This is a genomic window from Pedobacter aquatilis (assembly GCF_030409415.1).
Taxonomy (GTDB): Bacteria; Bacteroidota; Bacteroidia; order Sphingobacteriales; family Sphingobacteriaceae; genus Pedobacter; species Pedobacter aquatilis.
Map to the genome: position 1 here is coordinate 103093 of NZ_JAUFPW010000030.1, position 23711 is coordinate 126803.

The 23711-nt window shown below is 37.5% G+C and carries 17 protein-coding genes; 3 read left to right on the top strand and 14 right to left on the bottom strand.

Annotated elements, in window-relative coordinates; translation table 11 throughout:
* Positions 1–524: 524 nt before the first annotated feature.
* Positions 525–2189 (bottom strand): FMN-binding glutamate synthase family protein, encoded by a 1665-nt coding sequence (locus QWY86_RS13105; RefSeq protein WP_290242779.1) that lies wholly within the window; start codon positions 2187–2189, stop codon positions 525–527.
* An 85-nt stretch (positions 2190–2274) separates the two neighbouring features.
* Here QWY86_RS13105 and QWY86_RS13110 point away from each other — a divergent pair, with 85 nt between their 5' ends.
* A complete protein-coding gene (locus QWY86_RS13110) occupies positions 2275–2895 on the top strand; it encodes an L-threonylcarbamoyladenylate synthase (RefSeq protein ID WP_290242780.1) in 621 nt (206 codons plus the stop codon).
* Positions 2896–3047: 152 nt separating this feature from the next.
* On the opposite strand, the gene QWY86_RS13115 is transcribed toward QWY86_RS13110, so the two are convergent.
* The 4 genes from QWY86_RS13115 to QWY86_RS13130 all read right to left on the bottom strand — a co-directional run bounded on the left by QWY86_RS13115 (position 3048) and on the right by QWY86_RS13130 (position 9674).
* Complete coding sequence (locus tag QWY86_RS13115) at positions 3048–4457, bottom strand: TolC family protein (RefSeq protein WP_290242781.1); 1410 nt, start codon at positions 4455–4457, stop codon at positions 3048–3050.
* Positions 4444–7638 (bottom strand): efflux RND transporter permease subunit, encoded by a 3195-nt coding sequence (locus QWY86_RS13120; protein WP_290242782.1) that lies wholly within the window; start codon positions 7636–7638, stop codon positions 4444–4446. The genes QWY86_RS13115 and QWY86_RS13120 overlap by 14 nt, the downstream gene beginning before the upstream one ends.
* A gap of 159 nt (positions 7639–7797) precedes the next feature.
* A complete protein-coding gene (locus tag QWY86_RS13125) occupies positions 7798–8997 on the bottom strand; it encodes an efflux RND transporter periplasmic adaptor subunit (protein WP_290242783.1) in 1200 nt (399 codons plus the stop codon).
* A 71-nt stretch (positions 8998–9068) separates the two neighbouring features.
* The gene (locus QWY86_RS13130) at positions 9069–9674 is read right to left on the bottom strand and encodes a TetR/AcrR family transcriptional regulator (RefSeq protein WP_290242784.1); all 606 of its coding nucleotides are present in this window, start codon (positions 9672–9674) and stop codon (positions 9069–9071) included.
* Positions 9675–10362: 688 nt separating this feature from the next.
* Between QWY86_RS13130 and QWY86_RS13135 the strand changes: the two genes are divergently transcribed.
* Positions 10363–10797 carry a GNAT family N-acetyltransferase gene (locus tag QWY86_RS13135; protein ID WP_290242785.1) on the top strand — a complete coding sequence of 145 codons (435 nt, stop codon included), beginning with the start codon at positions 10363–10365 and terminating at the stop codon, positions 10795–10797.
* A 320-nt stretch (positions 10798–11117) separates the two neighbouring features.
* Here QWY86_RS13135 and trpA read toward each other — a convergent pair whose 3' ends face one another.
* The 4 genes from trpA to trpD all read right to left on the bottom strand — a co-directional run bounded on the left by trpA (position 11118) and on the right by trpD (position 15102).
* Positions 11118–11885 carry a tryptophan synthase subunit alpha gene (gene trpA / locus QWY86_RS13140; RefSeq protein ID WP_290242786.1) on the bottom strand — a complete coding sequence of 256 codons (768 nt, stop codon included), beginning with the start codon at positions 11883–11885 and terminating at the stop codon, positions 11118–11120.
* A gap of 83 nt (positions 11886–11968) precedes the next feature.
* The gene (gene trpB, locus QWY86_RS13145; RefSeq protein ID WP_290242787.1) at positions 11969–13150 is read right to left on the bottom strand and encodes a tryptophan synthase subunit beta; all 1182 of its coding nucleotides are present in this window, start codon (positions 13148–13150) and stop codon (positions 11969–11971) included.
* A gap of 330 nt (positions 13151–13480) precedes the next feature.
* Positions 13481–14086 (bottom strand): phosphoribosylanthranilate isomerase, encoded by a 606-nt coding sequence (locus QWY86_RS13150; RefSeq protein ID WP_290242788.1) that lies wholly within the window; start codon positions 14084–14086, stop codon positions 13481–13483.
* Positions 14087–14115: 29 nt separating this feature from the next.
* Positions 14116–15102: an anthranilate phosphoribosyltransferase gene (gene trpD / locus QWY86_RS13155; RefSeq protein ID WP_290242789.1), complete on the bottom strand. Its 987-nt coding sequence runs from the start codon at positions 15100–15102 to the stop codon at positions 14116–14118.
* Positions 15103–15382: 280 nt separating this feature from the next.
* Here trpD and QWY86_RS13160 point away from each other — a divergent pair, with 280 nt between their 5' ends.
* Entirely contained in the window at positions 15383–16324 is a 942-nt protein-coding gene (locus QWY86_RS13160) for an ion channel (protein WP_290242790.1), read from the top strand.
* Between the two features lie 170 nt (positions 16325–16494).
* On the opposite strand, the gene QWY86_RS13165 is transcribed toward QWY86_RS13160, so the two are convergent.
* From QWY86_RS13165 to QWY86_RS13185, 5 genes are all read right to left on the bottom strand, one after another.
* Positions 16495–17325, bottom strand: coding sequence for an alpha/beta hydrolase (locus QWY86_RS13165; RefSeq protein ID WP_290242791.1), 831 nt, complete (start codon positions 17323–17325; stop codon positions 16495–16497).
* Positions 17326–17452: 127 nt separating this feature from the next.
* The gene (locus QWY86_RS13170) at positions 17453–18598 is read right to left on the bottom strand and encodes an alpha-hydroxy acid oxidase (protein ID WP_290242792.1); all 1146 of its coding nucleotides are present in this window, start codon (positions 18596–18598) and stop codon (positions 17453–17455) included.
* Positions 18599–18610: 12 nt separating this feature from the next.
* Positions 18611–19996: an FGGY-family carbohydrate kinase gene (locus QWY86_RS13175; RefSeq protein WP_290242793.1), complete on the bottom strand. Its 1386-nt coding sequence runs from the start codon at positions 19994–19996 to the stop codon at positions 18611–18613.
* A 13-nt stretch (positions 19997–20009) separates the two neighbouring features.
* Entirely contained in the window at positions 20010–21293 is a 1284-nt protein-coding gene (locus QWY86_RS13180) for a sugar isomerase (RefSeq protein WP_290242794.1), read from the bottom strand.
* Positions 21294–21568: 275 nt separating this feature from the next.
* Complete coding sequence (locus tag QWY86_RS13185) at positions 21569–23689, bottom strand: bifunctional aldolase/short-chain dehydrogenase (protein WP_290242795.1); 2121 nt, start codon at positions 23687–23689, stop codon at positions 21569–21571.
* Positions 23690–23711: the final 22 nt, after the last annotated feature.

Consider the following 23711-nt stretch of genomic DNA (forward strand, 5'->3'; position numbering starts at 1 on the left):
TTTCTGCCCAAGAAGATCGGCTTGCATTTCGATAAGCTCAATATGACTACTTAGCCACAGATTCGCAGATTAAAGACAATAGTTTGGTTACCCTTTCAACAACTCAGCAATTACCAGTTAATCAGTTACACAATTAATCAATTCAACAATCATACAGGTATCTAATGGTTCAAACAATTAACTAAACACTCTCTTTTTTCATCCAGCTAAGCCAAACCACTCAATCTCCGTTCAACTTTTTAATCGGCATGGTCTAGATTTTGGGATGCACTAACTAGCCTTACCTCTTACTTCAATAGAAATCTAGCGAGCCGGCAATTTTGTTTCTTTTGTTGTCAAAAGAAACAAGCCTGTCCGGTAAGGACGATATATGGAGCATTCCAAAAATTCTTCAAACGAAAGTCAGAATAAATTAACTGAAACAAAAAAGTTGTAACCAAAGGCTACGACTTCTAAACTTCTCTTGCAAAGCTTGAATTATCCTCTTAATAAACTATTTACGCTTAAACAATTAACCAGCTAACTTACAACCTACCATCATCGTGTATCGTATCGTTAAACGGATTTGCGTGTGCATAATCCACTGCAGAAACTTTATAATCAGTTGGTGCAAAACTTGCCGAGCTACTTAAAGCCATTCCCAATTCAAAACGTGTAGGATAAGGGGTTTGCAATAAACTTCCGGCAGGGATATAAGGGAAACTTTCTAAATAACTTTGAATTAAATTTGAACTAACCCTTCTATTTATATATGCTCTACTCAATTGATGAGGTTCTCTCAATCCCGCAGCACCCAAAAGCTCAACCGCACTGGCAACCGTTAGATTGTGGAAATTCTTAACCCTAACTTTTTTATCATCAACTACAAGTCCTTTCATTAAACTTTGGTCTTGCGTAGCCACACCTGTCGGACAAGTATTGCTATTACATTCTAAGGCTTGAATACAGCCTAAAGCGAACATCATACCACGAGCCGTATTACACATATCTGCTCCAAGTGCTATATTTTTAACTAAATCGAAGCCTGTTGCTACCTTACCAGAAGCAATAATTTTAATATGTTTTTTCAGGTCGAAACCATTTAAAACATCGTAAACAAAAGCAACACCCTCACGCAATGGCATCCCTACTGAGTTTGAAAACTCTTGTGGAGCAGCACCAGTTCCACCTTCACCCCCATCCACAGTAATAAAGTCGGGATAGATTTTGGTCTCAATCATCGCTTTGCAAATGGCGTAAAATTCACTTCTTCTACCAATACAAAGTTTAAAACCAACCGGTTTACCGCCAGATAAATCTCTTAATTTCTTTATAAATTCCAATAAACCTATCGGCGTGCTGAAAGCAGAATGTGCCGGGGGCGATAAAATATCTTTCCCTTGCGGAACCAAGCGAATACGAGCAACCTCAGGTGTAACCTTTTTCGCGGGTAACATACCTCCATGACCTGGTTTAGCACCTTGCGATAACTTAATTTCAATCATTTTAACCTGTTCTCCAACTGCTCGTTCTGCGTAAGCATCAAAATTAAACGTACCATCATTATTTCTACAACCAAAATAACCGGTACCAATTTGCCAGATCAAATCGCCTCCTGGCTCACGGTGATAATCACTTATACCACCCTCGCCGGTATTGTGTGCAAAATTACCGAGTTTGGCACCACCATTTAAAGCTAAAATTGCATTCTGACTTAGAGAGCCAAAGCTCATAGCCGAAATATTATAAATACTCGAAGAATAAGGCTTTTTACAGTCCGGCCCACCAACTAAAACACGAGGATCTAAATTTAGTTCATGGTGAGAAATAGCCGAAATGCTATGACTTAACCACTCATATCCATTTTCGTAAACATTCAACTGTGTTCCGAAAGGAATAGTATCGTTATCAGTTTTAGCACGTTGGTAAATTAACGAACGATTTAATCGGTTATATGGCGTTCCATTGGTATCACTTTCTACGAAATACTGATATACTTTTGGCCGTAATTCTTCCATAAAATACCGCAATCGACCAAAAACAGGATAATTTCTGACAATACTATGCTTAGGTTGATATAAATCATAAATACCTAAAATTACAAATGGGCCTGTGAAGAGGAATGTCCACCATAAAAATGGATGATACAGACCTAACATGATGGTAAGGGCAACTAAAAATGCGGCAATTGCGACGAAAGCTTTTCTCATATTAAATGGGTTAGCGTTATGTTTTGTTAGTACAAAGATTAGGATTATTAAACAACTGACACTAATAAATTGTTATTTTTACGCTATGCTTATCAAGATTTATCCAGAAAACCCAAATGAAAAGGCAATTGAACAAGTTGTTGAAGTTTTAAAAAAAGGCGGTTTAATCATATATCCAACGGATACGGTGTATGGTTTGGGCTGCGATATTACCAATCCGAAAGCTATTGAAAAAATTGCCCGAATTCGCGGAATAAAACCTGAAAAAGCTAACTTTTCCTTTATTTGCCACGATTTAAGTCACATTGCAGATTACATTAAACCAATCGACAATACAACTTTTCGAATTTTGAAAAAAGCCTTACCTGGTCCTTTTACATTTATCTTCAATGCAAATAATAATGTACCAAAATTATTAAGTTCAAATAAAAAAACAGTCGGTATTCGTGTACCTGATAATAACATCGCTCGTTGCATTGTTAAAGAACTCGGTAACCCGATTCTATCAACTTCAATTAAAGATGATGACGAACTTATAGAATATTCTACTGACCCGGAGTTGATTTACGAAAAATACCAGGAATTAGTTGATTTAGTTATTGACGGCGGTTACGGTGATAACGAAGCATCAACTGTTATAGATTGCACAACTGGTGAGTTTGAAATTATTCGTGAGGGTAAGGGTAATATTGAAGATTTTTTGTAATAAAACTTTAAGCGCTTCAACAAATACATTTCAAGGAGAATTGATGCACAGATTATGTAAAACTAAAAACCATATAAGACTACTAAATCTACGTATAAGCCAAAAGCTTAAATATTATTAGCATTCTTATATGGTTAATGTAGGTTAAAAACTTAATTCCAACCCCCGCCCAATGAGCGATACAAACCAACAACGGCATTAAGTTGTTCGGTTTTTATGGTAGTTAATTCTAATTCACTTTGTAATAAATTACCTTGCGCCGTAATGACTTCTAAATAATTTGCCATACCGCTTTTGAATAATAAGCTGGCATTTTTAGAGGCTTGCTGTAAAGTTTGTGCTCTTTTTTCAGCGATGCTGTACTGCGTTTTTAATTTTTCAACTTTGGTTAATTCATCAGATACTTCGCCTACGGCATTAATAACAGACTGACGAAATGTTATAACTGTTTTTTCTCTGTCTATTTTTGCTAGTTCTAAATTAGATTTTAGCTGTCCTCTTTGGAAAATAGGTTGTGTAATCCCTCCAGAAACTAAACCAAATAAAGAAGCTGGAACGTTAAACCAATTACTGGCTTTGAATGAATTAATACCGCCACTGGCCGTAATTACCAAAGATGGATACAAACTTGCTTTAGCCACACCAACCTTGGCATTTGCCACATTAAGCGCTAATTCTGCCGATTTAATATCTGGCCGTCTGCTTAATAATGACGATGGAAAACCAGCATTCAAATCCTGAGGAATAGCCATTTTATCTAAGCGGCTTGACCTATTAATCGCCTTTGGCAAGGTACCAATTAAAACACTCAAAGCATTTTCTTGAATCGTAACATTTTGCTCCAAACGTGGGATTAACTGCGATGCATTTAACTGTTGCGCTTCGGCCTGTTGTATTGCCAAAGATGTAACCTGACCAGCATCAAACTGCAAATTGATAATTCTCAGCGTGCTATCATTCAGTTTGAGGTTTTTTCTGGCGATTTCCAATTGCGCATCCAACATCAATAAATTATAATAACCCTGTGCTACATTGGCAACTAAACGGGTTTGAACCGCTTTACGAGCCTCCTCGGTTTGTAAAAAACTAGCTAAAGCGCCTGCTTTTTGATTGCGGATTTTACCCCAGATATCGGCTTCCCAAAATACGCCAAGGTTGGCATTATAATCTTCTATATGGGTAGAACCTGTAAATTGGTTCAGGCTCAACCCGTTTAAACTGTTATCAGATGGGCGACTTGAACTTGCCGCCACCTGTAATTTTAATTCTGGCAAATAACCTAATTTCGATTGCTTGAAAAGTACTTCGGCAGCATCTATATTTTTTAATGCAATTTGCATATCGTAATTGCGAACCAAAGCTGTATCGATTAAATTTTGTACAGTTAAGTCATTAATAAAGTTCTTCAAGGGCAAATCGCCAATGCTCGAAGAATCTGTTGGTGCAGTGTTTCTAAACATTTTTGGCGCTAAACTTTGTGGTAAAGCTAAATTTTTAGATACTGAACATCCGCTCCAGATTAATGCAAGGAGCAGAATGCTTAAAATATTAAACCGTTTCATAAACTACATGATTTAAAGGTTTTTCTTCATGGTAATGAACAACCTCGTTAGATTTTCTTGAAATTTTTTCTTGTAATGCCTGGAAGATGACAAAGAGTACCGGAATGATGAACAAACCTAAAATTACGCCTGAAATCATCCCTCCTGCTGCGCCAATACTGATGGAGTGATTACCTTGTGCTGATGGACCCGTTGCACTCATCATCGGGATTAACCCGACGATAAAAGCTAAAGAAGTCATAATAATCGGACGTAACCTCGATTTTGCAGCTTCTAATGCTGAAGCCACCAATGGCTGTCCACTTCTTCTTCGCTGAACGGCAAATTCTACAATCAGAATCGCATTTTTCGCCAGCAAACCAATGAGCATAATCAGCGCAACTTGTACATAAATATTATTTTGAATACCTGTTAAACCAATGGCTACAAATACACCAAATATTCCGGCAGGGATTGATAAAATAACTGCTAAAGGCAGAATGTAGCTTTCATATTGAGCTGACAAAAGGAAGTAAATAAATACCAGACACAGTAAGAATATCACGGTAGATTGCCCACCTGAAGAAATTTCCTCACGCGTTTGTCCAGAAAATTCATAACTGTAGCCTGATGGCAATTGTTTTTCAGCCACTTCTTCAATTGCTTTAATGGCCTGCCCCGAACTAAAACCCGGTTTAGGAATTGCATTTATAGAGATAGAATTGAATAGATTGTATCTCGAAGCCGTTTCTGAACCATAAATACGGCTCAATTTTACCAGTGTATTAATCGGCACCATTTCGCCACGATTGCTTTTCACAAAAACACGGTCGATTGATGATGGGTCTGCCCTATCTTGCACATCGGCTTGAACAACAACACGATAATATTTACCAAAACGATTAAAATCCGACGCTTGTGCACTACCAAAATAAGTTTGCATGGTTTGCAAAATATCTTTCACATTAACGCCTAGCTGGTCAGCTTTTTCATCGTTAATATCCAGTTGCAATTGCGGATAATCGGCTTTGAAACTTGTAAAAGCAACGGCAATTTCCGGGCGTTTCATTAACTCGCCAATGAACTGTTGCGATACACCACTAAACTTATCCAGCTTTCCACCTGTTTTATCTTGAAGTACCATATCCAGAGCCTCAACATTACTAAAACCCGGAACTGTAGGAAAGCTAAACACAAAGAAACTACCACCCGAAATGGCCCCTAATGTACCGCGAACCTGATTCATGATTTCTTCGATGTTTTTAACCGCACCACGTTCTTCATTTGGTTTCAAGAGTACGAAAACCACCGCCGAAGATGGACTTGTTGAATTGGTTAACAGGTTAAAACCCGATATCGCCGTCACATCTCTTGAAGCATCTAGTTTGCTTAATACACTTTCAGCTTCCGTCATTACTTTCTGAGTGCCTTCTAATGATGTACCCGATGGTGTATTTACTGCAATGGCGATAAACCCTTGGTCTTCAGTAGGAATAAATCCTGCTGGAGTAGTTTTTACCATGAAAACTGTAGCCAAGGTAATCAACACTAAACCACCCATGCTTAACCATTTATGGCGAACCAAAAACTTCAAACCACCGACATAGCGATTAGTAAGGGAATTGAAACTGTGATTAAATCCGTCAAAAAATCTTTGTTTAAAATTTGGTTTAACCGTTGGTTTATCGCCATGCGTTGCATGATTATCTTTTAAGAATAAAGCAGCCAAAGCAGGACTTAAAGTTAATGCGTTAATTGCTGAAATTACGATTGCAATAGCCATGGTAAAGGCAAACTGCCGATAGAAAACACCTGTGGAACCTTCCATAAAACCTACCGGTAAAAACACGGCCGCCATAACCAAAGTGATGGAAATAATTGCTCCGGTAATTTCATGCATGGCCTCATGCGTAGCCGCTTTCGGACCCAAGCCTTTATGCTCCATCTTTGCATGCACCGCCTCAACGACCACAATCGCATCATCCACAACAATACCAATGGCTAAAATCAGGGCGAAAAGAGTTAACAAGTTTATCGAGAAACCGAATAACTGCATAAAGAAAAATGTGCCCAAAATAGCAACTGGAACAGCAATTGCTGGTATTAAGGTCGACCTGAAATCTTGCAGGAACAAAAACACCACAATAAAAACGAGAATAAAAGCTTCAACCAAAGTATGTTCTACCTGCTCTATCGATTGGTCTAAAGCTACTTTTGTACTGTAGAAAATATTCTTTTTTATCCCTGCCGGAAAACTCTTTTCAGATTTTTCCATCAGCTTATTAATGGCCACCTGAATATCATTCGAATTAGAGCCCGCCAATTGAATAATACCAATTACAATAGCTTTTTTACCATTAATACGCGTAATGCTATTGTAAGAATATGCGCCTAATTCTACCCTCGCTACATCTTTCAAATGTAGAATAGAACCATCCGCATTGGCACGTATAGCTATATTTTCATACTCTTCGGGTTTGGTTAATTTACCTTTGTACTTAATTACGTATTCAAAAACCTCTTTACTTTTCTCGCCAAATTTACCAGGTGCAGCCTCTAAACTCTTATCTTGGATGGCTTTCATTACTTCATTTGGGGTAACTTTATAAGTAGTCATTTGCGTTGGATTTAACCAAACACGCATTGAATAATCTTTCACACCGCCAAAAATAGCCGCCGAACCAACACCGGGAATACGTTTAATCTCTGGAATAATATTGATTTGTGCATAATTGGCCACGAAAGTCTGGTCGTACTTCGATTCATCATCCGTATACATACCAATTGCCATGATGAAACTGTTTTGTTGCTTTGCCGTAGTTACGCCTTGTTGCACAACCTCGGCAGGCAATTGACTGGTTGCCTGTGCCACGCGATTTTGAACGTTAACCGCGGCCTGGTCTGCATTGGTACCTAACTTAAAGAAAACCGTAATCGCCAATGAGCCATCATTACTGGCGGTAGAACTCATGTATGTCATGTTTTCTACGCCGTTTATTGATTCTTCGAGTGATGGCGCAACCGAACGTAAAACCGTTTCGGCATTTGCACCAGGATAAACCGCGGTAACCAAAACCGACGGTGGTGCTATATCAGGAAACTGTTGTAAAGGCAGTTTCGTTAGGCCAAGTACACCCAATATTACCAATAAAATTGAGATAACGGTTGCCAATACAGGCCTTTGTATAAATATCTTGAACATTTTTTCTATTATTTTATTTTTGTGCTTTAGGTTTTCACCATATAAGGCATTGAGAATATTTTGGCTATTTGCTTTAAGCTTTAGTTTTTCAACTTTTGACTCCCAACTTCGGTCCTCAGACTAACCCAACTTTCAGCTTTCTACTTTAGTCTTTCAGCTTTAATCTTTCTTCAAACTCGCTGCTTTATCTGTTCCTTTCTCAGGCGTAATTACTTGTCCTTCTTGTAAACGATCTAAACCGCTTAATACAATTTGGTCGCCAGATTTTACACCATTTTTTACTAAGTAATTGCTACCGCTTTTACCTATTACAGTGATTGGCAATTTGCTTACTTTATTATCTTTATTTACTGAAAAAACGAAGACTTTATCCTGCATTTCTACAGTAGCAGCCTGTGGAATCAAAATTGCATCATCATGCTGTAAGCCTAAACGAACCTTGCCCGTATTTCCTGAACGTAACACGCCATTAGCATTTGGGAAACTTGCCCTTAGAGTTATAGCACCAGTATTTTTGTCAAACTGACCATCAATCATATCGATTTTTCCTTTAACGGGATAGGTCGTATTATCCGATAAAAGCAATTCAACTGCTGGCAAATGTTTAATTCTATCAGCGGGTGATTTGCCAGGATAGTTTGCATTGAAACTATTGAAATCGTTCTCCGCTAGAGAAAAATAAACATGTACTTCGTGGATATCTGACAATTGGGTTAACGCATCCTGGTCGGTTGGTGCTACCAAACTTCCCTGTTTTTTAGGAATACGGCCGATGTAGCCACTTACCGTTGCCTTAACATTGGTATAGCCTAGATTAATTTTGGCCGAAGCAACACTGGCTTTTGCCTGCTCGGCATTTGCCTGGGCAATTTTATAAGCCGTTTTTGCAGTTTTTAACTGAAATTCAGATACGACTTTGTTTTGCACTAGTGGTGTTAACTTATCTACTTCTAACTGAGCATTTAAAATAGCGGCTTCGGCCGCATGTAAACTTGCCTTTGCATTATTTAAAGCTTCGCGATAAGGATTTTCGTTGATTTTAAAAAGTGTTTGTCCGGCAGTTACATAAGCACCCTCGTTAACCAAAACGCTCTGCAAATATCCGCTAACCTGCGGACGAACATCAATATCTACCGCACCTTGTATAGCAGCAGGATAATCGATATAAGTGGTTTGCGTGCTTTCGTTAACCATACTCACGGGTAAAACTGGCGGTGGCGGTGCTGCAGCAGATTGCTCTGGAGCCGATTTACAGCTGGCAAGGATAATAGAAATCGAAGAAATTAGAATCAGTGAGTTAACACTATTAAATTTCTTAACAGTGTTAAGTAAAATAAACAAGCGGTGGATAGCATTCATATGATTAAAAATTATAGTGGATTTAAAGTGTATAAATAATCTAACAGTGTTAAATTACTTTGTAAAAAAAATTAATTGTTTATTGATAATGTGATGCCCTTAATAGCATCTTTTAAAATTTGTTGGTTTAATTCATCAGTGGTTCTACCATTTGGCCTTACTAGGTTTATCGAAATCAAACCATGAATAATCGACCAATAAGTATAATATTTCATGCAAATATCATCATCTGATACCGGCTTTTTAACAAATAAAGATTCAATTACATCGCCAAGCATATTTGAAACCTGTTCTGCTTCCTGCATGGAATTTTTAACAGTGCAACAAACCATGTCTACCCCATACATTAATTGGTAAAACTCTTTATGTGAGAAAGCAAAGTTCCAATAGGCAACCCACATGGCTTCCATTTTATCCTCAGCGTTTTCGTGTTTATCGCGGGCCTCGCGAATATCTTTGCCTAAAATTTGGTAACCTCTTCTGGTCAACTCCAACAAAATGCCTTCTTTATTCGAAAAGTATTCGTAAATAATTGGAGCAGTATATTCAATCTGGTCAGCAATTTTACGCATACTTAAAGCCTGCCAACCCTCCGTTTGAACAATGTTCAAGGCCGCATCCAGAATACTTGTTCTGGTTTCTTCTTTTAAGCGTAAAATTCTTTCTTTGCTTCCCATGATGTGGAATATTTAGTGATAAATAATTTAACACTGTTAAGCAAATGTATAACCAATTCCGAAATCAACAATCATTTTATTGTCAAATAGAATTTAGCGAGCAAAAAACACACTTTAAAGCTATTTGAAAGCCATGATTACATCGGGTTATTTTTTCTCTGAAAGCTAAAACCTAACAAGCTAACATTTTTAAGATTTTGGAAAGCAAAATTTGTAGTCCTTTTGAAACAGCAGCCCCGCCCTTTATTGCAATCTTTTTTACGGCAACTGTAATGCTGATGAACCAATGTTCTGCAAATAAAAAAGTATTTCCATTTCGGTCGGGTTTAGGTGGCTTGGTTTAGAATATAAAAATGGAATGTTAAAACTACAAACTATCATATCGCCAGCCATTCCCGCGTTTAACCGATAAACAAAGAAAACCACCCCCAACCCCTCCTTGAAAATAAGGAGGGGAGCTGACCATCAAAGTTTGCTAAGCAATTTGCGAATCTTCTCTTTTATAGTGGCTTAGGTAATGTGAGATCTAACAATAAATTTCATATTCAGGACGGTCGTCTTTTCGAATGCAGCGCAAAGGAACTGAGAAATCTTTGAACCTAACTAAATTATTTTAGCCTCACTGAGCAATAGAGGTTCTCACTCCTATCGAAATGGCGAAATATTTAAATAAACTTTATATTCGTATATGATTTATCGCGAAGCAAAAATATCAGACATACCACAAATCCAAATTGTTAGGCATACTGTTAAGGAAAATACCCTATCCAATCCGGCATTAGTTACAGATGCAGATTGCGAAGAATTTATCACCAAAAAAGGCAAAGGTTGGGTTTGCGAAATTGATAATCAAATTGTCGGCTTTTCTATTGTCGATTTAGAAGAAAGCAACATTTGGGCGCTTTTTCTCCGTCCAGAATTTGAAGGAAAGGGCATAGGAAAAGAATTACATCGGTTGATGATAGATTGGTATTTCATTCAAACGAAGCAAACGGTTTGGTTAGGTACTGCTCCAAATACAAGAGCAGAACAATTTTACACCCAACAAGGCTGGAAGAATGTTGGAATGGTAAACAAAGGTGAAGTAAAGTTTGAGATGTGTTATGAGGATTGGGTGAAGTAGTTCATTCACTCATTACAAGGCACGAAGCCAACGCTTAACATGTTTCCAATTAGATTGCTTCATGCCTCGCAATGATGAACACTTTTTCGCTTTACAAATTTGCACAGTTTTAAATTAAGTAGCCCCGACAAAGCGGAAAGCCCACAATGTAGCGCAGCGAAATGAGGACTTGAAGCGGTGGCGGGACTGTCGCAACCCAAAATACACAGGTTTTGCGCTTCAATAATTTTTAAAATCAAAAGGCACAAAGCAATCTGTCATTTTTAGATTGCTTATCCTATATCGGAGCGAGCTGCACCACGCAATGACGAGCGCCCTAACTAACCCTTGAATTCTTTCATAAAACTACTCACACTTTCTTCTAAATTTCCATCAGCAATTGCCTTAACAAAAGCAGTTCCGATAATGGCTCCGTTAGCATAAGTACAAGCCTTATCGAAAGTTTTCTTATCACTAATGCCAAAACCAATCATGGTTGGGTTTTTCAGATTCATATTTTGAATGCGGCTGAAATATGTTTCCGTTGTATCGCCTACCTCCAGATTTTTACCAGTTGTAGCTGATGATGACAGTAAATAAATAAATCCATTTGTTAAACCATCAATTTTATGAATACGTTCTTCGGCCGTTTGTGGCGTAATTAGAAACACGTTGCTTAAATTATGTTCCTCAAAACATGTCTGGTAAAATTCTTCGTACTCAACCATTGGCAAATCGGGCACGATGCAGCCATCTACCCCTACTTCTGCACAAGCTTTGCAAAAATTTTCTACACCAAATTGCAAAACCGGATTTACATAACCCATCAATAAAACAGGTATGGTAACGTTTTTACGCAAATCTTTTAACTGCTCAAAAAGCAATTTTAAGTTCATGCCTTGGTCTAAAGATTTCTTGCTGCTGGCCTGTATCACAGGACCATCGGCAACTGGGTCTGAATATGGAAAACCAATCTCAAGCATATCTGCACCCGACTTTTCCAAAGCTTCTGCAATTTGAATGGTATCGCCTAAGTTAGGATAACCAGCGGTGTAATAAATCGATAATATATTTTTCTTCTGTTGGAAAAGTTGTTTAATTCTGTTCATAAAACCTCAATCATTCCATCACTGCGAGTTACGAAGCAATATTCATACAGAGATTGCTTCGTGCCTCGCAATGACGACTTTAATTATAAATTAAAATATTTAATGTAAGTATCTAAATCTTTATCGCCTCTGCCAGAAAGGCAAATCACTACATTTTCGCCGCCTTTAAATTCCATTTTCTCTAGATAAGCCAAAGCGTGTGCACTTTCAATTGCCGGAATGATACCTTCTAATTGAGTAAGCAATAAGCCTGCATCCAAACTTTCCTCATCGGTAATGGAAACATATTTTCCACGGCCTGTTTTAAATAAATGCGCATGTTGCGGACCAATGCCAGGATAATCCAAACCAGCTGAAACAGAGTGTGGCTCTACCACTTGCCCGTCTTCGGTTTGCATTAAAATACTTCTACTACCATGTAAAACGCCTTCTTTACCTAAATAAGTTGTGGCCGCAGAAAAGCCACTTGATACGCCCTTGCCAGCAGCTTCTATAGCAACAAGTTTTACATTTTCATCTTCCATAAAATGATAAAACATACCCATTGCATTACTTCCACCACCTACACAAGCCAAAACATAATCGGGTTGGTCGTTTCCGGTTTGCTCAATTAATTGTTTTTTAGTTTCTTCTGAAATGATGGATTGAAAAATCGCCACCATATCCGGATAAGGATGTGGACCAACCACCGAACCAATGATGTAATGCGTATCTACCGGATTGTTAATCCAATCACGCATAGCTTCGTTGGTTGCATCTTTTAAAGTTTTACTACCAGAACTTGCCGGAACAACCTTTGCGCCCAACATTTTCATACGGGCAACATTTGGCGCTTGTCGCTCGATATCTACCTCGCCCATGTAAATTACACATTCCAGGTTACGTAAGGCACAAACGGTTGCGGTTGCAACACCATGCTGACCTGCACCGGTTTCGGCAATGATTCTCTTTTTACCTAACTTTTCTGCCAGTAAAATCTGGCCGATTGTATTGTTAATTTTATGTGCACCGGTATGGTTTAAGTCTTCCCTTTTGAGGAAAATATTAGCGCCATATTTTTCTGATAACCTGTTTGCCAAATACAATGGCGAAGGGCGACCAACGTAATCTTTTAGTAACTGATGAAATTCCTTTTGAAAATCGGCATCATCAATAATCTTAAAGTAGTTTTGACGCAATTCCTCTACGTTCGGGTACAGCATCTCCGGGATGTATGCTCCACCAAAATCTCCGTAATATCCTTTTTCGTTTACTTTGTATTTCATATTTTTTTAATTATCCATTGGTTGAAGCCAATGGCCGTTTTATTTACCCATGATTGAAATCATGGGTTATTTTTCAACCAATATTTCGCCACTTAAAATTCCATCCTGCTAAGCCTTACCACAAAATCTTCGTTCTACTCAAATCCGGCCTAATAAATTTTTCGGAAAACACTGTCCGAGCCAAAGTACAAACTTCAAAAGAAAAATTTTCAGCCGGTGTTTTTTGTTTCTTTTTGACATCAAAAAGAAAGAAGCCAGTCCGGCCAGGACAAAACAAAATCTAAATCCTCTCCCTACCCCCTCAAAAGGGTGATGGCATGATTGCAGAAACTATCTTCTAATTTCCTTTACAAACTCTATAACCTTTTCCACATTTTTAAAACCAGGTTCAATTTCAAATCGGCTATTAATATCTAAAGCATACAATCGCTCATCTTTAATTTCATTTATTGAAGCAGCATGTTCCAAATCAATGCCTCCACTTAAAAAGTAAGATTTATCTAAGCGATATTGTTTTAAAATTTGCCAATCGAAAGTTTTACCCGAACCACCATGTGCTTTTGTTTTAGTATCGAATAAAAAGTAATCAACTGCTGCTACATAAACATCCAAAATGCTGAAATCAAAATCTTCATCGAGTCCAAAAGCTTTAATCACTTCCAAATCATTGAAATTATCTTTCAATTGCTGGCAATAATCTGGTGTTTCATTTCCATGCAACTGAACAGCTTTTAGCTGATGAAATTTTACCTTTTGCTTAACGGTTTCCAAATCCTCATTCACAAAAACACCAACCGTTTTAATTTCTGCCGGAATATATTTTATCAGCTCTGCTGAAACATCACTTATAAAACGTGGCGATTTATCATAAAATATAAAGCCTAAATAATCGGGTTGCAGCTCAGCAATTGCTGCAATATTCGCTGCGAATTTCATCCCACAAATTTTTAATTTTAACTGATTCATTAAGCCACCAATTTTTTAAAGCTTTCCAAGGCTTTTTTACTTACTAAAGATTCTTCTGCTTCGTAAAAACAATCGGCAAATGTGGCCGTTGGCTTAATGGTTTTTATGGCCAAAGCAGAATTACACAACACTACATTATTCTGCACATCAGTTGCTTCGCCATTTAAAACATCCATAAATATTTTTGCTGATGATTCTACGGTATCGCCTCCTTTAATTTCGTTAACCGAAACCCTTTCAAAACCCATATCATTTAAGGTTAAAATGCTTTCTCCTTTGTTATTAAAGGTTTTTACATCGCAGGTTAACGATATTTCATCATAACCCTCAAGCGCATGTACAATGGTATAATTCTTTGTTGTATCCTGATATAAATAATTATAAAGACGTGCCAACTCTAAACTGAAAACACCTACCATTTGATATTTAGGTTGAGAAGGATTTACCATCGGACCCAACATATTAAAAAAGGTTTTTATACCTAAATCTTTACGGATTGGCGCTACAATTTTCATTGCCGGATTAAACAATGGCGCATGCAAAAAGCAAATTCCTGCATCATCCAAATTACTTTTCAAAATACTTTGGTCGTTTGTAAAATTATAACCCAAATATTCCATCACATTAGAAGAACCACAACCCGAAGAAACGCCATAGTTACCATGTTTAGCCACTTTATGTCCGGTGCCAGCAACCACAAAAGATGAAAGTGTAGAAATATTAAATGTATCCTTTCCATCGCCGCCCGTACCGCAAAGGTCGATTAATTCGTAATCTGCAAAATCAGTTTTGATACCCAAATCCAACATCGCGTCTCTAAAACCTTGCAATTCATCAACCGTAATATTACGCATGGCATAGGCGGTAATAAATGCGGCAATTTGCGATGAATTAAATTCGCCCTGCGTGATAGAAATAAGGATGTTTTTTGCTTCTTCCCTGCTAAAACTCTTATTTTCAAATAAATGGTTTAATATCTTTTTCATTTTAATGTTTATCATTCCGTTTCGTGAGGACACGAACCGAGGCGTTGATATAAGTTGATGCTGAAATAAATTCAGCATGACAATTGCGCATAAAAAAAGGATTGCTTTTTGGGCAATCCTTTTCATCGTTTATAAAATATTTTAAAATATATAACAATAGAATTTGCCTAACGAATTTCGTTATGCCACCACCAATTGTTATTTAAGTTTTTAATTATCATGTTTGTATTAACAAATATTGATATAGTTTTTTATAATTCCAAAATCTTTCTAAAAATATATGGCTTTCTTTAAAAGAAAAGTACAATTTAATGATGATTTAGGTTTCGGCTCTGTACCCGTTATCAAAAATCAACGCGTTTTAAATACAGATGGCTCTCCAAATATTGAACGTACAGGCTTGCCCTGGTTTAAATTTGATGATACTTACACCCGTTTGGTTACTATGAGTTGGCCACGTTTTTTCGCCGTAATATTAATTGCATACCTTATTGTTAATACACTTTTTGCAATTGCGTATAATATTATTGGCATCGAAAATTTAAATGGCGCAAATGGTTTAACCCTCCGCGACCAGTTTTTCGACGCCTTTTTCTTTTCGGCCCAAACCATTTCTACAGTTGGTTATGGCCATATTTCTCCCCAAGGCTTTATTACCAGTGTACTTGCTGCTTTTGAAAGTATGTTGGGCTTGTTGGCCTTTGCCTTAGCTACAGGATTACTTTATGGTCGTTTCAGCAGGCCAACATCGAAGGTATCTTTCAGTAAAAAAATGGTTATTGCACCTTATAAAAATCAAACAGGGTTAATGTGCAGGCTGGTTAATTTAAGACGAAATTCGCTTATTGATATTGAAGTACAAATGTTTATGACCTTTAACGAAACTGTTGATGGCCAACTCAAACGCAGCTTCTATCCACTTGTTTTGGAAAGAGATAAAATCAGTGTACTCTCTTTAAACTGGACGCTTGTGCACCCCATAACCGAAGATAGTCCACTTTTTGAAAAAAGCTTAGCAGAGCTAAAAGTTGCTGAAGTAGAGGTTTTTGTAATTTTAAAGGCTTTCGACGATACCTTTGCCCAAACAATACATGCCCGAACCAGTTATCAGGATGAAGATATTGAGCGAAATGCCAAATTCGAAATTATGCATTACCATAACGAACAGGGTAAAACTGTGCTGGATTATAGTTTATTGGATAAAACCAAACCCACGAATTAAATTTTGGAAAGCAATTTCAATGCTTATCGATTCCGATAGACCCGCTTTTTGTTTCTGCCGAAGAAAAATCGGCATTCACGTCAATCGGGTTTAATTTACTTTTTGCAATGCTACTATTAAAGTATGTTTAGCAAATTGGCCTATAAAAATGGCTATGCAATCGATAAATCCTACTTATTAATAAAAGCCACAATCTCCTTGTACAAATCATTCCCTCCAAATATCATCTGACTAATCATCGGCACATGGCTTTTTCCCTTAATTTCCATTATCTCTACCGGGACATGGTTTGCTTTTAATTTTTCGTATAATCTTGGTGTTTGAATGCGAATAGCACCATAGGTTTTACCCCCATACAAAAGTAAATGTGGATTCTTTACATTATTAACATAATCCATTGGTGAGGCTAGTTTCCAAACTTCAGGCTTAGTGGTAAAGGTCCTGATAAAGTCGAAATAAAAATTATCCTTTTCTGCAGTGGTTAAATATTCATAAAGGTCTAAGCCAAAGGGGTCGTTTAAAATTACGCCTTTAATTGGATTTGCAATGCCAACCTTTTTAAAGTACTGCGGGTCGGCATTAATTAGCTCACCTAAATGTGCCCCTGCAGAATGCCCCATTACAAATAATTTATCGCCACTGGCTTGGTAGCTGCCGATGTTTTCCTTCACCCATTTTACTGCCAAAGCACAATCTTCTGCCATTTTACCGTATTGCACATCTGGCGCTAAAGTATAATTAATGATTACCGTAACAATACCTTTTTTAGCAAAATTCCTGCCCAACCACCAATAAGTTTCCTTTTTTCCACTGCTCCACGAGCCACCATGAATAAAAACCAGCACAGGCTTATCGGCTATTCCATCATTTTTGTAAAAAATATTGAGGGTATTTTTAACTTCAGTATTGCCAGCGTAATTAATATTTTTAGCCGTTTTTACCTGAGCAGATGAAATGATGGTTTGAAACAAAAGCATTATTAGAAATAGGTTTCTGAACATAAAAAAGATTTTTCTTTTCAACAGTAAATTAACGAAATAGTTGGCGAAGTAGATTCATACTACACAAAAGATGCCCATTCTATTACGAAATGGGCATCTAATCAGATATTTATAAACCTTAAAAACGCTATGATAAATGTTGATGTAAATCTTCAACACGCTCACAGCCTACCTGATCCATAACTTGTTTTAGCTGCGTTTTAAGCATACCAATTGTGTGGTTTCCACCTTCGCTACCTAAAGCGCCAACTCCATACATAAAACTTCTACCTAGGAAGGTAAAATCTGCGCCTGCGGCGATACTGCGGGCAATATCCGGACCAGAGCGAAGGCCGCTATCCATCATCACCGTTAATTTATCCTTGTATTTTGGCGCAATTTGTACCAATGGTTTTATCGAAGACTGACCCGCATCTAACTGCCTGCCGCCATGATTGGAAACAATAATTCCATCCAGACCAAGTTGAACAGCCAATTGCGCATCTTCATCCGTAGCAACCCCTTTTAGAACCAATTTACCTTTCCATTTATCGCGAATAGCAGAAATTCTATCGGCATTTAATCTGCCAGAAAAAGTTTTGTTCATATATAAACCCAACTGTTTCATATTTAAACCTTTTGGCATATAAGGTTTCATGGTTTCGAAAGCCGGTTGTCCATGGAATAATGTTCTTAGTGCCCATTCTGGTCTGCCCATAATTTGAAGCATATTTCTCACCGACATTTTAGGCGGCATTGCCAAACCATTACGAATGTCTCTCGGTCTGAAACCAAAACTTGGAACATCGCAAAGGATAACTAGAACTTTACAACCAGAAGCTTCTGCCCTATTAATAATGTCGTCCTTTATTAATTCTTCAGCTGGATGATAAAGCTGATACCAGGCATTTCCTTCGGTAATTTGCATGATTCTTTCTATTGATGAAGTACTTACTGTACTCAAAATAAAAGGAATATTATGTTCGAAAGATGCCTTCGCTAAAATTTCTGGTGCATTTGGCCAAATCAAACCTTGTAAACCTACTGGTGCAATTCCAAAAGGCGCATCGTAAGTATGTCCGAAAAGGTTTGTTTTTAAGGATGCTTCTTTAAAATCGCGGATGTAAAAAGGCAAAAGTTCCAATGCCCTTATGTCATCTGTATTGCGAAAAAGGTTAACATCTTCATTGCAGCCCCCATCCAGATATTCAAAGGCAAATCTCGGTATTTTAGATTTTGCTTTATTTCTTAAATCATCAACTGATGGATAATCAGCATTGTATTTCCAGCTCATTGTAATTGTATTTTAGAATTGCATACTGCGTTGTATTGCAGAATAATATTTTAATTGAATGATATCGCTTGGTGGCGGATTTGGGTTCCATGAATCGTGGATTGCCAGCGCCGTACCAATTGCAGTTGCCTGAGATACAGAAGATGCGTAAACTTCAATATCAGGAATGGAAGTTGCAAGTAGATTCATGTAAATGGCGTTTTTCCCGAAACCACCATCCACAAAAATTCTTTTCACGCCTTCGTTAAGCACTAATTTTAAAGAATATAGTTGTTGCTTTACCAAATCAAATATTAATTGATGATAAGCTTCTTCAGCGGTTTGAAATAGATTCAAATCTCGTTCAGAAAAAGCAGATTTTTCATAAAAACCATTCTGTGGAAATTGATTTTCGGGAACTTTATTCGCTAGTTTTAAAATCATGCCAGGGTTAAACTGCAGATGCTTAAACAAATAAGCTGCCCTGTCGAAATGTTCGGCAATTCTTTTTAATTGCATTTCGTGTTCATAACCTGCAAAAATCCGCGATGCTTTTACTGCCTTGCCTTTAAAATGCATGTAGCAAAGGCAATCTTGTTTCAATTCTTCTTCAGTTAATACTTCCTGATTAAACGGATTTAAACTGATGCACCAGGTTCCTGTAGACAATAAAACAAATGGCACAGAAAAATTTGCCAAATAAGGAATTAATGCTGCAGAACTATCATGCAAACCTACGCCAACTTCAAAATTTCTGCCTTCAAATTTGGCATCAATTACCGAATCTGCTGGTGTAAAAGCGCCGAATTTTTCTTCCAAACCTTCTTCTGCAACCCATTTATGGTATTCGTTTTTGCTAAAATCCCATAATTGTGTATGGCAGCCAATACTGGTAATATCGGCCACCGCTTTGTTAGAAATCAGGTAACTTAAATATTGTGGTAAATGTAGGGCGTACTTTATTTTTGCAAATATTTCGGGTTTTTCCTTTTTTAGGCGATACAATTGCATCCCTGAATTTAAGCTACCTAAAATCGGCGATGCGGTTTCTAATGAAATTTTTGCTTCGCCTCCATATTTAGCATAAAATTCTTTTTTTAAATCTTCGGGATATTCTTTTAGGTAATTGTAAAGTGGCGTTAAAGGCGTTCCTTTTTCATCTAGATAAACAAAACTTGCGCCGTATGATGAAAAATTAATGGCTTTAATATCGTATTCCTTTAATTGCATAACCTGATTCAGGGAATCGAAAACCGATGAACGAAGGCTTTCCAGATTTTCGCAAACCTCGCCATCTTCATCTTTTGTTTCTACAAAACGAGCCGAACGCTCGTAAACGATGTTGTAATTTTCATCAATGAGAAACAATTTTTTATTCGTTTTACCTACATCAAATATGGCTGCAACAGTTTTTGGCATTTCTATTCTCCTCTTATAATCCTGTTGCTACGGTTTCTAAACCACGATATTTAACTAAATTTTCTCTTACCTTAAGGTCGCGGTATAAGCCAATTGGCGATAATGCCGCATTTGCTCTTAATCTCGCTTCGGCAACCAAGGCTCTAAAATCGCTACGGAAAGTATTTTGTAAAATTTCCTGCGCAGCAGCTACATCATTATTATCCTGTGCAGCATTTAAAACCTTTCTATCGACCAATAAAGCCTGAGCGTAAGCAATCATAATGGCTTCTACCGATTGTAATAAATCTTCTAACGGGTCTTTCACATTGTGAGATGCATCAATCATCCAACCTAAATCTTTAGCATGATTCATGCCCTTTGCATCCATACCTTCAACCAGTTCGTTAAAAATTAAGAACAATTGATAAGGTTTAATGCTGCCTGCTGTTAAATCATCATCGCCGTATTTAGAATCATTGAAGTGGAAGCCGCCCAATTTACCTTCCATTAAAAGCAGGGCAACAATTTGTTCGATGTTTGCATTTGGTAAGTGGTGACCTAAATCAACCAGCGTGTAAGCCTTTCTTCCTAATTTACTCGCATAAAGTAACGATTGTCCCCAATCGCCAACGGTTGTTGAATAGAAGTTCGGCTCGAAAGCTTTATATTCTACAAACATTTTCCAGTCTTCAGGCAAAGCCGAATAAATTTCTTGTAAACTCTCTAAAGTATTTTCAAAAGCTTTACGGAAATTTAACTGACCTGGAAAACAAGAACCATCTGCCAACCAAACGGTTAAGGCATTAGAACCTAAAGCAACTCCTTGTTTAATTACTTCGATATTATGCTCAATCGCCTGTTTACGAACTGCTTTATTTACGTTTTGAAGCGAACCAAATTTATAGCTGTGCGCACTTCCAGCCTGGTCTTGAAAAGTATTTGAGTTCATGGCATCGAATGTTAAGCCATAGCTACTTGCAAGGCTTTTCAACGCTTCTGCATTTTGTGGAATATCCCAAGGAATATGTAATGAAATTGCTCCACTTGCACCGTTTAAAGCATGTAATAAACCAACATCTTCAATTTTTTCTTCGATGGTACGTGGCTCGCCACCAGTAATTGCAAAACGGCCGAAACGTGTTCCACCAGTGCCTAATGCCCAACTCGGTATTGCAATCTGGAAATCAACCAGTTTTTGGATTACGCTTTCTAAATCAACATGGCTCCATTCTTCTTTTAAAAAATTAAGCTTACGATGATGTGAAGTTATAAGTGCATCGTTGTGTTTTTCTATATGGTTCTGCTCAATATTCATTATTTTATTCGGTTATACAGTTTAAAAAACTGAGGTTAGGTTATGATATTATTTTATTTTACCTCGTGGTGAAAATTAATCATTTTAAAAGTTATTTCGGCCCGCAATGAGCTACGGGCACTTGAAACAACTTACTAAAACTAAATTTAAAACTTTTCTATTGTCTGTGAAAACACAGGTCAATGTATAAAGGTCTTCGACAACTTGTCCCGATATTTCGGGAAGCTCAGACTGACAGCATAATCATGGTTTAGTCTGCTTATCAAGCAAAAATCTTATCTCACAAATGCCATTGCAACGCCGCCATCAACATTTAAAACATTTCCTGTTGATTTTTGAAGCAAACCGCCAACAAAAGCGAAACATGCATTTGCAATATCATCTGGTAAGATAATTTGATTTAACAAGGTACGTTTTGCGTAATAAGCAGGCAACTCGGCAACGGTAACGCCATAAGCTTTTGCTCTGCCTTCGGCCCATCCGCCTGCCCAAATGTTACTATCACTAATCACCGCATCTGGATTTACAACATTAACGCGAATGTTATCTGCACCTAATTCTGCCGCGTTTAATCTGCTTAAGTGAAGTTGAGCCGCTTTAGCACTTCCATAACCAGCGTTATTTGGTCCGCTAACCAATGCATTTTTACTTACAATATTAATGATGTCGCCACCAATATTTTGTTTTTGCATGGTATTTGTTGCAGCCTGCGTAATAAAGAATTGGCCTTTTACCAAAACATCATAAAGCAAATCCCAATCTTTTTCGGTGTGGTCGCCAATTGTTTTTGAAATAGATAAGCCCGCGTTGTTTACAATAATATCTACACCACCAAAAGCCAATGCAGCAGCATCAAAAGCCGCATTAATATCTTCCTGACTGGTTACATTTAGAATTGCTGTAGCGTAAGAATCTTTACCGAATTGTGCTTTAAATTCTTCGCCTGCGGCTTCTAAACGTTCAGCATTCATGTCGTTTAAAATTACAACGCCACCCTCTGCAACAAACTTTTTAGCAATTGCTTTACCAATACCACCACCACTGCCCGTAATTAAGGCAATTTTACCTGTTAAAGGTTTAGGTTTAGGCATACGTTGCAATTTAGCTTCTTCCAACAACCAATATTCGATGTTAAAAGCTTCCTGATGAGGCAATGAAGTATATTCTGAAACGGCTTCTGCACCTTTCATTACATTAATTGCGTTGATGTAAAATTCTGCCGCAACCCTTGCAGTTTGTTTATCCTTTGAAAAAGTAAACATTCCAATTCCTGGATATAAAATTACAACAGGGTTGGTATCACGAATGGCAGGACTATTTGAATGCTTGCAGTTTTCGTAATATTCGGTGTACATTTTACGGTAAGCCTCAAATGCCGGCTCTAAAGTTTCTTTTAAAGCTTTTGTATCCGATAAATCGGCATCAGCAGCTAAAGTTAAAACTAAAGGACTGATTTTCGTTCTCAAAAAGTGGTCTGGACAACTTGTGCCCATTGGTGCAAGACGAGCCAAATCATTTGAGTTTATAAATTCTAAAACACGGCTATCATCTGTAAAGTGACCAATCATGTGTTGTTTTGAAGAACACAATCCACGTAAAACTGGCGCTAAAGCTGCTGCTTGTTTTTTACGATTATCCGCTTCTGCACTAGATATTTTTTGACCGCCGAAAACTGGAGCTTTTTTACCATAATTTTCTTCCAGATAAGCAGAACAGATTTCGATTACATCTAAGGTATTTACATAACTTTCGTAAGCCGTGTTTCCCCAGGTAAATAAACCATGAGAACCTAACATAATGCCACGAATGCCCGGATTTTCATCCAAACATTTCTTTAAAGTTAAGCCTAGTTCGAAGCCTGGTTTTTTCCATTCTACCCAACCAATTGTTCCACCAAATAACTCTTCAGTTATTTTTTTACCATCTTTTGCTGCCGCTATTGCGATGGCTGCATCCGGATGTAAATGGTCAATATGTGCGAAAGGTAAAAATCCGTGTAATGGTGTATCGATAGATGGTGCTTTTGAACTTAAATCGAAAATGCAGTGGTTAAATAATTCAACCATTTCATCTTCATGTTCTACACCACGGTAAATATTTTTCAAGCTGCGAAGTCTATCCACATAAAGTGCTGCTAAACCGCTTTTCTTTAATGTGCCTAAATCGCCACCAGAACCTTTAACCCACATAACTTCAGTTTCTGAACCTGTTAATGGGTCTTTTTCTAATAATTTGCATGATGTATTTCCACCACCATAATTGGTTAAGCGTAAATCTGCGCCTAATAAATTAGAGCGATAAATAAGTAATGCGACTTCATCGCCAGCCAATTTTGCGGCCTCTTCTTCATCCCATAAGTAACTTACGTACTTATAATTTGTTTCTTTAACAGACATGTATATTAATATTTTTCTTTTT